Genomic DNA, 12,838 nt, shown 5'->3' with positions numbered 1-12,838 from the left:
TGAGCGAGGAATTCGTTCCGGGCGCGTACCAGACCTGCACGCCGGTTAGCGGCTTGGCATGTTCCACGGTTCGGATCAGATTGCCCGACGCATCGTAGATACGCTCGCTGACGGCGCCCGTGCCGTCGATCGTGAAAGTGAGACGGCCGGCCTGATCGTAGGTGAACCGGGTGACCTGATCGGCTGCATCCGGGCGCAGCAGCGTCGCCACCGACGCGCCGGTCGGATCGATCGCCTTCGCGTAACGGATCTGCTCGACCACGTGGTCACCCGTATCGTAGCGGTTCTCGGTGACCGAGCCGAGCGCGTCGACCGTGTACACCAGACGGCTGTCGCCGTCGTAGACGTACCGCGTCGCGTTGGCCGTGCCCACCGGTTGGGGCATTGTCTCCGGATTGCTCGCCAGGCCAGCCATAGCGGCGGCGCTCAGGAGTGTCGTGTAGTCGCTGCGCCGGGTTACATTGCCGGCGGCATCGTATGCGAACTGGGTGGCTGCACCTGCCGCGCTCACAGTCCACGTCAGGCGGCCGCCCGCGTCGTGGCGCTGCAGCTGGCGGGTGTCCTTCGCCGCGTCGGGAGTCAGGCGAGCACGGATATCGGCCAGGGAAGCGCCGGCGACCAGCGCCGCGAGGTCGACCGCTTTCGCGTAGCGGATCGTCTCGGCGACGTTGCCCATCGCATCGTAGCGCGTCTCGCTCACGAGGCCGAGCGGATCGATGCCGAATACCTGCCGGTTGCGCTCGTCGTAGACATAGTAGGTGCGCGTACCCGTGCTGCCTTCCTGGGGCAGCGCGGCCGGATCGAGCGACAGCGCCGCCAACGCCGCAGCGCCGAGCACCTCGGTATAGGCGATCCGTTCCACCAGGTTGCCGGCGCTGTCGTAACGCAGCCGGATCGCGGCACCAGCGGGCTCCACCGTCCAGATCAGGCGGCCCTCGAGGTCGTAGCGCCGGAAACTGCGCATGTCGGCAGCGGCGTCGGCGCGCAGGGCCGCGCGTACGCGTTCCGCGGTGTCGCCCTGGGCCGGATCGATACGGTTCGCATAGCGCACGGTCTCGACCACCTGATCGTTGACATCGTAACGGTTCTCGGTGACTGCGCCCAGCGCATCGACGATGAAGACGAGACGGTCGCGCGCGTCGAACACTTGGCGCGTGACGGTCGTCGCGCCGCCAGGCACGGGCAGCGCGTCGATGCTGGCGGCGAGTGTGGCGAGCGCCGCTGCGCTGAGCGCCTGCCCATACACGACGCGGCTGACGGCATTGCCGCGGGCATCGTAGCTGATTTTCGTCGCGGTGCCGGCAGCGTCGACGTTCCAGGTCAGGCGGCCGGCATTGTCGTAGCGCCGGATCTGGTGCATGTCGCGCGTGCTGTCGGAGAGCAGCAGGCTGCTGCGCACCGTCGCCGGGGTCAACGCCGCGCCGGTAAGCGAGGGCAGCGTGGCAGCAGCGCGCGCATACAGCACCGTGTCGATGAGCTGATCCTTGCCGTCGTAGCGCGCCTCGGTGATGGCGCCCGCCGGATCGATGGTGAATACCAGACGGTCGTCGGCGTCATGCACGTAGAACGTGGCGCTGTACGCAGCATTGGCGGCGACGGCCGGCGCCACGCGCACATCAGCGGCCAGCGCGGCCAGTGCGGCGGCATCGAGTGGTGCGGTGTAGACAGCGCGGCTGTTGACGTTGCCGTTGGCATCGTAGCCGATGCGGGTAGCGATGCCGTTGCCGTCCACCGTCCAGGTGAGGCGCCCTTCCTTGTCATGCCTTTCGAATGCGTGGACATCGCGCGCGGCATCGACCTGCAGCGCCGCGGTCACGGCGGATACTGTTAGGGCGGCGCCCGTTTCGGTAGCGCTGCCGCTCGCCTGCGAAATCGCATTGGCGTAGCGGATGGTTTCGCTCACCTGGTCATTGGCGTCGTAGCGCGTTTCCGTCACACCACCGGTAGTGTCGACCGTGAAGACCAGCCGGTTCTCGCGATCGTAGGCATAACGCGTCGTGCGCGCAGGCGCATCGGCTGCGAACGTCGGCAGGGCCTGGGGGTCTGCCGCGAGCGCCGCCAAGGCGGCGGCGTCAAGCGGCACGGTATAGGCGACGCGGGAGAGCACATTCCCGTTCAGGTCGTAGCGCAGGCGCACGGCGGCGCCCAGCGGATCCACGCTCCAGATCAGGCGGCCCTGGTTATCGTAGCGTTCGATCGAGCGGGCATCCGCGGCGCCGACGGCGCCCAGCATCGCGCGCACCGATGCCACGCTCAGGTTGTCGACGGCGGCACTCGCGCTGCGGTTGAGCAGCTGGCCAACCGGCTTGCCATAGCGGATCGACTCGACGACCTTGCCGTTCGCATCGTAGCGGATCTCGTCGACCGCGGCCTGCGTGTCGATCGTGAACACCAGGCGGTCGGCATTGTCGTACACATGGCTGACGACGGTGAACGCCCCGCTTGGCGCCGGCAGCGCAGCAGGATTGGCCGCGAGCGTGGCCAGCGCGCTCGCATTGAGCGGCACCGCATACGCCACGCGGCTGATGAGATTACCGCGCGCATCGTAGCTCAGCTGGGTCGCGGCCCCTGCCCCGTCCACGCTCCACGCCAGCCGGCCGAGCTGGTCGTAGCGCTTGAATTCGTGGGTGTCGGACGCGCCCGCCTGCAGCGCGGCGCGAACCGCGGCAAGACCAGCCCCGGCCACAACAGTGATCGGCTTGGCGTACAGGATCGTTTCCACGACGCTGCCCGCGTTGTCGTAACGTGCTTCGCTGACGCCGCCTTGCGCATCGATGGTGAACACCACACGGCCGCTGCCGTCGTACACATAATTGGTCGCGCTGGTGGCCGAACCGGCCGGCGCCGGCATGGCAGCCGGGCTGGCCGCCAGCTCGGCCATACGCGCGTCGCTCAGCACCGTGGCGTACGCGATGCGGCTGACCAGATTGCCGGCCGCGTCATATCGGAATTCGGTGACCGCGCCGGCGCCATCCACGCTCCAGGCCAGGCGGCCATCGCTGTCGTAGCGCCGCACCTCGTTGGTATCGTAAGCAGCCGCGGCGGGTACCCGGGCACGCACTTCGGCCGCCGTAAGGGTCACTGCGGGCACGGTCGGGGTCGGGTCGATCGCCGTCGCGTAGCGCACGCTGGCGAGCGCATTGCCTTCCGCGTCGTAGCGGGTTTCGCTGACGACGCCAAGGGAATCGATACTGAAGATCAAGCGGTTGTTGGCATCGTAGATGAACTGGTCGACGCCGCCCGCGGGATCGGTCACCGTGACCTGGTTACCCACTGTGTCATAAGCGAAGCGGGTCACTGACGGAGTCTGCCCTGAGGCGCTGTCGAGCGTGCCCACGTGCTGCGCGACGAGCTGCATTACCCGATCGTATTCGTACCGCACGAACATGCCAGCCCGTGTGCTGCTCGTCCGATAACCGTCGGCGTTATAGGTATGGGTCGTCACGTTGCCCGCGCCGTCGGTTTCAGACACTACCCGGCCCATCGCGTCGTAGCCCGCGCTGGTCGTGATGTCGGCCGTACTGGTGGCGATCGGTTGCTGCGACCAGTTGCTGCCTGCTTGCAGCTGCGCGGTGGCGCGAAGCGCATAGCGGATTGTGTCCGTTTGCCGTCCCAGCCCGTCGTAGCGCAGCTCGGTGAGATAGCCCTCGCCATCGATGGTGTAGCGCAGGAGGCCGCTCTTGTCGTAAGCGTTGCGGGTGATGCTGTCGCCGGCCGCCGGCGCCGGGTTGGCGTTGGCGGCCACCGGGTTGGCGGCGAAGGTGGTCAGGTTGGCCCTGGTCGCGCGGCGGGCCACCTCAAGCAGGCGCGAGGCGCCGTCGTAGGTGTAATCGGTGACCACGCCAAGCGCGTCGACCGTTTTCGACAGGCGGTTGGCACTGTCATACAGCCGCCATTCGCGGCGGTCGGCATCGGTCGCGGCCGGGCGCAGGCCGGACTGCTCCAGCGTCAGGGGCAGCGGCTTGCCATCCGTTCCAACCAGCGACGCGGTCGACACCTTGGTCGCATAAGCAACCGTCAGCGCCACCTGGCCGTTGGCATCGTAACGATACTCGGTCAGACTGCCAGCGGCGCTGACGTCAGCGGTCTTGCGACCGGCCTGGTCGTATAGCATGAAGCTGCGGGTGCCGTTGGCGTCGGTCTGCATGCGCAAGCGCCCTGCGGCGTCGTAGGCGTAGCTGGTCTGGCCGGCGCCGGTTCCTGCCGCATCCGCCACGACAACAGCCACCAACTGGCCACCCCTATCGTAGGTAGAGGTCGTGACAACGCCGTTCGGCGCGGTCTTGATCGTCCGGTGGCCGAGATCGTCATAGCTGTGGTAGGTAGCGTTGCCTGCCTGGTCGCGCGAACTCAGAACGCGGCCGAGCCCGTCGTACCCAATATAACTCGGGTTGTTCGACGAGTCATAAGTTGTATGCACCTGTCCCATGACGTTATACACGTACGTCGTCGAGCCAGTGCTCTCGAAGGATGGCGCACTTGCCAGGTTGACAGCATATGGCTTGGCAAAATACTTTTCTAGACTGACGAGCCCACGTGTATCGTAAAAATACTCGGTGCGTGTAGCCAGGCTCGACGCCACTTCCGCACTCGCAGCCCAGGTCGACAGTGCACTGAAGGTATAGGTGCTCGCCGCGGCGCCGTCAGGCTTGCGCGCGTCGAGATAGGACAGGCGCGCGGTCAACTGGCCAGCAGTGTCGTAGCGCAGTTCTTGTACGCGGCCTTCCGGATCGATGACGAAACGCAGGCGGTTGTTCGTGTCGTAGGCGTAGCGTGTGGTCAGGCTGGCGAGCGGTTGCGCAGTGCCCGCGCCGTCCGGGTCGATGTCCGTGAAACGCGACTCGGTCAACAACAGATTCGAGGCGGAAAAGGTGCGCTTGATGGTGTTGCCGGCGGCATCGCGTTCGAGAATGCGGTTGCCGTTGCCGTCGTAGCCGAACTCGGTGACAAGGCCGCGTGCGTCGATCGCCTGCGTGACGTTGCCGGCGGCATCGTAGCGGAACTCGTTGATCTGGGCGACACCACCGACGCTCGGCTGGGTAATGCTCAGCAGCTGGCCCTTGGCGTCGTAGGCATAGGTGGTGCGCGCACCTAGGTGATCGACAACCGTCGTCTTGCCCGCTACCGTGTAGTCGAACAGCGTGGTACGGCCAAGGCCGTCGGTCATGCCCGTGACGCGATCCTGGCCACCGGCGGGCTCATAGGTAAGACGCAGGCTGGTGCCATCGGTCTGGGTGACCGTTTCGACCAGGTTGGTGGTGCCGACATAGGTGTAGGTGGTGACGTAGGTCTTGGTGTCGGTTTTGTTGTCGGGGGTCAGGTCGACGACGGCGCTGGTGAGCCGGCCCTGGGTGTCGTAGATATAGCTGACGCGCGACTGGTCGCTCGACGAGCCGGATTTCTTGACCCGCACCTTCGACACGTTCTCACCCGTGTAATCGAAATACATGTAGTCGCCGGTCGCATCCTTGATGCTGATGACCCGGCTGCTCGTATCGTAGGCGTAGGTCAGACTCACACCGGCCGCATCGCCGGCGAACCTGATCAAGCCGGCGGCGAAATCGTAGCGCTCGTATAGGCCCTTCAGATCATTGTGATCCGCGCGCCACGTCCACTCGTTGGCGGTGCTGCTGTAGGTGATCGTCTGATAGGCCCCGCCGCCGTCGGTGCTGACGTAAGCGGAGCGGGCCGCGTCGTACTGGTAGAGCGAAGCGCTGCCGTCGCCATCGATGCGGGTCAGGGTACTGCCAGCGGTGTTGACGGTGCCGGTCAGGCCGGTGATCTGCTTGCGGACGCCAAGCTGCCAATTCCGCATGCCCGTCAGCGCACCGCGCGAATTGTAGGTGCGCACAAGCGACAAGTCGATGCCCTTGGAAGCGACAAAATCGTCCTGGAGCTGCAGAGACAGATTGCCTGTCGCAACGTTAACGTATGCAGACTCTTTGGTCGTGCCAAAGGCGGCATTAGCGAAGATGCCGTCCTGGCCGAGCGTTCCTGCCGAGGTGTTGACCAAACCGACGCCACTGCCGCTAACGATTGCAACCATTTCGATCCCCGTTTGGTAGAGCCAGCCCAGCTGGCGTTAGTCATTGCGCAGGACGACCGTGCTCCCAACCGGCGGCAAGCCTGCTTTTGCAATGAATCCAGAGATTGTTAGAAATGTTTAATCGCAGAAAAACGAAACCCGCAGTTCGCGGGGTTTGTTCTTAATAGCGGAAACTTCAGCTGCCCTCGTAATCGTCCAGCATGGCGTCGAGGTTTTGCCCGAACGGCCCCTGGTAACCGGCCAGCAGGCGTGGCACGAGTGCGCGGAAGCGCGCTGGATCGCTGACCTTGCCATCCAATATCATGCGCGCGAATTTGGCCGACAGGCTGTTCGGATCGAGTCCGAGCGCGCGCTTGATCGACTCGCCGGCCGCATCGCGCTCGCCTCCGAAGGCCTGCACTACCGCCAGCCCGCCATGGCTGTCGCCGAAGTTGCGATCTAGCTCGAGCGCCTTGAGAAATACGGCGCGGGCACCGGCAAGATCCTGATTCAGGATCTTGCACCAGCCAAGCGCATGCAGGGTGCCGGGGTGTCCCGGCATGTACCTGACGGCCTCTTCCAGCTGGCGCTCCGCCGCAGGAAGATCGCGCTTGAGCATGCTCGCCAGGCCCAGGCCGGACCAGCTGCGGCCTTCCGTCGGATTCTTCGCCAGCACCTCGTTGCAGATCCGTGTCGCAGCATCCGCATCGATGCGCCCCAGCGCCAGCGAAGCGGCCACCACCAAGGCCTCGACGGGCCGTACGCCACCTGCCAGCGCCAACTCGCTCAGCCGCGCTGACTCTTCGATATTGCCGTTGTCGAGATAGACCATACTGGCCGCGCCAAGAAAGGCGGGGGCTTCCTGGCAACGCGGCATTTCGGCCTGGATCAGTTCGATCGCTCGGTCGAGCTCGCGGAGATGGTGCAGGGCGCGCACTAGCAAGGTCACCGCATGCGCAGGAAGCTCGCCTTCGGCGCCGTAACCGACCAGCGTATCGAACGCCTCTCGTTGACGGCCGAGCCAGGTGTAGCAGTACGATAGGTTGTAGGCGAGCTCGACATCCCGGTGGCGCCGCAGCGCCTGCTCCAGAGAGGCTGCGGCGCCCTGCCATTCGTGCTGAGCCATCAGGATGGTGCCCATGCGCGCCAGGAAGAGTACGTCGCCTGGATAGTGATCCAGCGCAGCCTCGGCATGGCGCCGGGCGCGGGCTGGATCGTCAGTCATTAGCGACAGGTCGATCGCCATGACAAGCAGGTCGAGATTACGGGGATCCGAGGCGAGATATGACTCAGTGCGTGCTAATTTTTGCGATGCTTCTATTGCGGAAATTAAACCTGGCAACATGGCGACTCTTTAAAAAGGTGAGCGAGCAACGACATTAGTATTGCATTCTATCAAATGATCAAATGGCGTAAAACGGATTGAGAATTCGTTTGGCGGAGGATGCATGTGAATGGGAAACGCCAATGTTCGGTGTCGTAGACGTAGTCCTCGCACGTAAGCCGCGTACATGCACAGTCTCTGTATGCTAGTCACGCGGCACCGATTACCGATTCTTGCCGTACGTCGCGCAGCGAATCGGCATTTGCTCGTCGTAGCTGGTGCGTACAATCAGTTCTCCGCCTAGCTACACCAGCTGGACAGCATAGGCCGCTTAATGCAGGCCTGCCTCCTCGGCAAGGCCAGGATTTTGTGCTGCGCAACAACACAACCGCTATTGGACAGCTCCTGCGCCAAGCGCAATACATTTGCCGCTGGCCGAAAAGTTAAGCGTTGTATAAAGAATCGGCGGAAGCGCGGGACTCCTACATACTGCATCAGGATGGCCATTGTCGGTGACAGCAATGCGTGTCTTTCGGATCCCTTTCTTCCTATTCAATATCGAATGGATATCGGATCGACAAATGCACATCCGATGCAGCCTGCAGCTTCAATCGCAGCCGCAACGTCATCTTGCACACCGATGCGCTGGATCTCAGCAATTACTGCCATCCTCACATCCTTCAGCCTTGCTTCGTCAAGAACTAGCTTGGTTACCGCTAGTGCGTCTCCCATTTCTTCATCGAGCTCTACCACGGATTGCTGATGGTCGATCGCGTCGAGCCGCCTGAGTGGATTGGCAACAAAATATTCCGAGGCGGTCGCGTCTCCGTGATAGAGCACGGTAACCGGAAAATATTCTATTTCTGCACCCACTTCCTCAAGAACGGCTGGTAGCTTGGAAGAGACCACGTTGAGCAATCCAACCGTAAAGTAATCGACCAATCCAGCGGGGCCATCTGCGGCATCCGTCAAGACTAACGTTAAATGAGGAAATCTTCCTGCCAAGCTAACGCCTCCGTACGTTTTCAGCCCCCGAATCTCGCTAAGCATCGGGTTATGTACCTCAGGATAGGGAGACCTACCCGTTGTATCAACGTCTAGCAATTTAATCATTTTTGAATAGTTCTAGATTGCCAGCTTCGTCAATCGTAATCTGGCTCCGTCTTCAGCGCGACATCACAATTGCTCTTCACCTCGTCATCAGTGTAGTAGGTGTAGACGATGTTCCCGCCTGTGCTGCTCTCTGTCTGAATAGTAGCAGGCAACGAGCCTAGCTATATAAAGAGGGGAATATGCTCTGCAATGCAAATTTGACTTTGTGACTTACAGGTTTATCCATACTGAAAATCCATTCGACGCAAAATACTGGCTGAGCCGCTCACCATTCAATAACATTATCGGATCCTCTACATTACTCTACTTTGCATGTCGAACCCGTCTTTATCTCCGTTAAAGACGGCCTCCGCCTCTGTCTTTGTAGACATCATCCTAAAATTGTCTACCACTCCTACTCTAAGTAAAAAGGACAATAGCCGTTTCAAAATACATGCACTCCACACCTACCTTACTGAAAATTGCAGCACAGAAATATGATTACTTCCCTTCATACCCTATAGGAATTCCGCTAGCACCATTTCTTTTTGTTATTTCCCACTTATCAGGATCCTCATATTCGAACTCGACCGAATAGTCAAGGTTTTTATTAATCACCAACAAAAACATTCCAGTATTTTTATCGAGGCTCAAGAAAATATTATCACTTAGATTTTTTGCGCGCCTAAAGAATTCTGTATGCTGAAACACGCTCAATAGCTCTACTTCACATGCGGTGCGATAAGAAGCAGATGCACTGGTAGACCCAATAAACTTTGCATAGCGGAAGTATGCCACTTGCCACAAAGGATTTTGCACACGCATCGTTGCAAACAGATCTTTGGCAAGCTCAATAATATATTTTGCGCTCTCATCACTCATTTAAACCGCCTCTTATAAACCTGCCCAGGAGCATTATCAAAAACATTATGGAACGAATCCATACCTAGTCCGTTTGTATCAAAGACTTCATATTTAACCTCAATACTTTGGGGCCTCATGTTTGCATCAAAATCGAGGAGATCATGTTGAAATTCGACACGATAACCGTTGTTCACCGCACGTGCATAATCGTTCTCAATAGTTTTAAAGGCACCCATGTTGAAATTCCCGTTTTGCGGAAACAAGTTAATCGCTCCCTGTTCGGGGAGGAACCGGTACGCTGTTAGGTGTCCGCCTTGATCACCAGACTTCCCACTCAAAGCTGCAACACTCTGCTCGCTAACCTCGGCCGAACTTCGTTTTCCGCCACCAAAATCCTCAATTAAGCTACCTTTAACAGACTTGACTTGGCCATTAGCATCAAAGAAAAATGTTGCTGTGTTTTTTCCAACGGTCCTGGTCTCACTGATTAGACCAAACCTACCGAGCGAGACTGCGCCTGCTTGCTTGGCAATGCGGGGATACAGACCGGCAGCAATGTTCGTAGTGTCAAGCGAACCATATACCTTACCATCACCTGTCGCTAGCGTAACGCCTTGCCCTCGACTATATCCGACTTCAGCCTGTAGGAATTTACCGGCGCCAGGAATTCTGCTCGCGAGGCGTGCTGCCGTCCCTGTGCCAGGAAGCACCATCGCAAATGCCGCTGCAGTCTTGTCCTGAACGGAAAGTCTGCTAAACCCATCCAATGTGCTTCGCGCCGTCTGTACCGGATTACGCATTGCGTCGAAAAGTTTGGGCGCCGCCGTAGGGCTCGTAGCAAGTCGGGCAGTCTCAATTACACCTGATATCAAATTCGCGGCCGTCTTCGTAGGCACGTACCAAAACGCCTGATAGGCTGCTAACCCTATATTGCCTTCACGCGCAGCTTGCTCACCACTCCTTACAACCGAGGCTGCCTGGTCGACGACCCAGTTAGAGGCCTTACCCAGCGCCATGTCCAATCCGTCAAACAAACCGACATAATGCTTTACATAAACGGTGTTTGTCTTGTAACTAACAGATGTATAGCTTGTATCAGATGCGTTAAGCCTGATTGATTCATCGTCCATCCAGGAAGATGGATCGAAGCTGCCCGGTTCCTTGCGAACGTGCTGGTATGGCGGCTCTGCCAGGTAAGCACCTGCTTTAATCGTATCGTCGTCCGCAGAAACAATTCTTTCGTTATATGGCCCAAGTTCTCTCAACCAGTCCTTTTCGCCACTAGACACGCTGCTATATCTCACTCCTCCCGCCATCGCCCGAGAGAGCTGCTTCGAGTTCGGAAGGACTGCATCTGCCGGGCTTACTGAGCGGTCACCCAAGGTCGCCTGAGAATCACTAGCAATGTTGTCGTGATACATATCCGCTACTGTCGCGCTGATCGCATTAGCGGCTACCGCTGACCACGACATACGTCCCTTAGTCACCACCATACCAATGGTCGCCGATACAATTGACGATGCGGTGTTTTGGGCGAGACGCATATAATTGCCGTTATCTTGTCCCCACTGGGATCCACCAATTCTCGTTCTAACCGCTGACATTAATGGCGCAGAAATAGCACTTACTACCATGCTTCGCCAGCTGAAATGTTCTTGTGCTCCTGTCAGCTTCCCTAGCCCCTGTCCAGCAACGTTCTGAATTGCGGCCTTGACACTCACGTCCAGCCCGCGGTAAGCCGCCCCCCCCAATTTCGACAAGGCGTTTCCGGCGCCAGAAGTCAAGCCGCCCATCAACGCACTGGTTCCGACCGAACGCCAATTGATCTTGTCTTGCATTCCCATGGCAATCCCCGCCGTCTGACTAGCAAAGCTTCCTAGCGCAGCGCCTGCCGCCATCCCTGCCGCCATCCCCGCAGCCGCCCCAAGCGTTGTCATGCCTGCTGCTACGGCTGCGGCTGTGCCTGTCGCCGCCCCTCCGGCGGCTACTGTTGCCAGGGTTGCTGCGGTCGTCGTGGTTCCCGTTACCCCAGTGTAGATGGCCGCGCCAATCTGCGGCCCTAGCTGAAGACTTACCACTACCGCGATGACCGCCATGATGACCAAGCCCAGCCCGCCACAACCGCCACCGCTCTTCTGCGGTGGCGGCGCCGGCAATGGGGCCTCTGGCAGCGTCGGGCTGAGGTCGCCGATGATGGCACCCGCATCGTACGGCCGCGAGGTGCCGCTGTTGTTGTGGATGTTGGTGACCTTGTTCGGGATCGTTAGCGTCTGGTTCGGCGTCAGCGGGGTCTCGGCGGTGATGCCGTTCGCTTCCGCGATCAGGTACCACATACTGACGTCGCCCCAGACCGCGCCGGCGATCGCATACAGCGAGTCGCCCGCCTTGACGACATAGGTGCTGCCCGTCGCCGCGGGATAGGTGCGGTTGATCGGCTGGTAGTTCTGGTCGAAGTCGGCGCTGCTGATCGGCGTCCAGTTCTTGTACATCTCCTCGCGGCTGGCCTTGGCCTGGCCCAGCGACTGCGCATAGTCGAGGCGCGCATCGCCGTCGTTGCCGACGTCGCCCACCATCGCGCCGTTCAGGTACAGGTAGCGGTGCATCATGCCGACCTTGTCGCCGTTGTACTGCTCGCGGCGCAGCACCAGGCCCTGGGCGTTGCTGATGTAGCTGAAGGTGACGTTGTCCTTGTCCAGCTCGGCCGTGCCCATCTTGCCATCGGCGCCGGCATCGGTCGCCGATTTCAGGTGGCCGTTGACGTCGTAAGCCATCGATGACATGCCAGGGCGCCATTCGGTGTCCGGCTTGTACGCCGTCTCGCCTTTGATCGTCAGGCTGCGCTGCTTGGCCTCGTCCCAGTAGTCATAGGCCGTATAGCTGGTGGTAACGGTGCCATCCTTGGCGGTGGTGGTCACGATCGCCAGCTCGCCAGCTCCAGCCTCGCTTACGGCAAACAAACTGTCGTTACCGTTTACCAGCTGATTGTAGTACTGGTACGTCACCTTTCCGTCGCTGCCGGACTGGCTCAGCTGTCGGCCGTCCGCGCTGTACACGGTCGAGCGCTCATAAGTCATGCCCTGCGCGTTGTACTCGTAGTAGTTGGTCGTGCGGCCGAGCAGGTCGTTCACGCGCTTCGATGCCAGCGCGCCCTGCATGCTGGCGTTGGCGTTGATGTACGTGTCTTCCAGATAGCCTTCGACCCCGTACTTGTAGTCTTCGCGGTGGTTGTCGCGGGCGTACACTGCCTGGATACGCTGGCCGGCCTTGTTGTACTGCAGGCGCACGCCCTCGCTACCAGCGGCGCCGAGCACCACCTGGACGCTGGTATCCCCGGCCGACAAGGCAGCCGCGCCGGACAGCCTGCCCATGGTGACCGTGAAACGGTTCATGTTGTCGTAGTCGTACCAGAAGTCCTGGATCTGCATCGAGCCTTGGACGCCGTCGTGGTAGACGCTGCGCACGCGGCGGCGGTTGCCCACCGCGTCGTATTCATAGGTGATGTCGGCTCGGGTATCGTGAATCCGGGTCACCCG

5 protein-coding genes are annotated in these 12,838 nt (G+C 60.4%); all 5 read right to left on the bottom strand.

Annotated elements, in window-relative coordinates; all coding sequences use genetic code 11:
- The coding region (locus ASF77_RS08700; protein WP_156648816.1) for a hypothetical protein at positions 1–6,046 on the bottom strand (6,046 nt) is incomplete at its 3' end.
- A gap of 175 nt (positions 6,047–6,221) precedes the next feature.
- Positions 6,222–7,271 (bottom strand): tetratricopeptide repeat protein, encoded by a 1,050-nt coding sequence (locus ASF77_RS08695; RefSeq protein ID WP_056337730.1) that lies wholly within the window; start codon positions 7,269–7,271, stop codon positions 6,222–6,224.
- A 630-nt stretch (positions 7,272–7,901) separates the two neighbouring features.
- On the bottom strand, positions 7,902–8,354 hold the full coding sequence (locus tag ASF77_RS08690) for an imm11 family protein (RefSeq protein ID WP_156648814.1): 453 nt from the start codon (positions 8,352–8,354) through the stop codon (positions 7,902–7,904).
- 588 nt (positions 8,355–8,942) lie between these two features.
- A complete protein-coding gene (locus ASF77_RS24185) occupies positions 8,943–9,323 on the bottom strand; it encodes a hypothetical protein (protein WP_156648813.1) in 381 nt (126 codons plus the stop codon).
- A complete protein-coding gene (locus ASF77_RS08685; RefSeq protein WP_229445345.1) occupies positions 9,320–12,784 on the bottom strand; it encodes a DNA/RNA non-specific endonuclease in 3,465 nt (1,154 codons plus the stop codon). The genes ASF77_RS24185 and ASF77_RS08685 overlap by 4 nt, the downstream gene beginning before the upstream one ends.
- Between the last annotated feature and the right edge of the window lie 54 nt (positions 12,785–12,838).

Source organism: Massilia sp. Leaf139, from assembly GCF_001424165.1.
Lineage (GTDB): Bacteria > Pseudomonadota > Gammaproteobacteria > Burkholderiales > Burkholderiaceae_D > Telluria.
This window is presented reverse-complemented; position numbering and strand designations above follow the sequence as displayed.

Bases quoted from the DNA above. Each gene is read 5' to 3' on its own strand.
- ASF77_RS08695 (WP_056337730.1), bottom strand. From the start codon at position 7,271: ATGGCGATCGACCTGTCGCTAATGACTGACGATCCAGCCCGCGCCCGG.
- ASF77_RS24185 (WP_156648813.1), bottom strand. From the start codon at position 9,323: ATGAGTGATGAGAGCGCAAAATATATTATTGAGCTTGCCAAAGATCTG.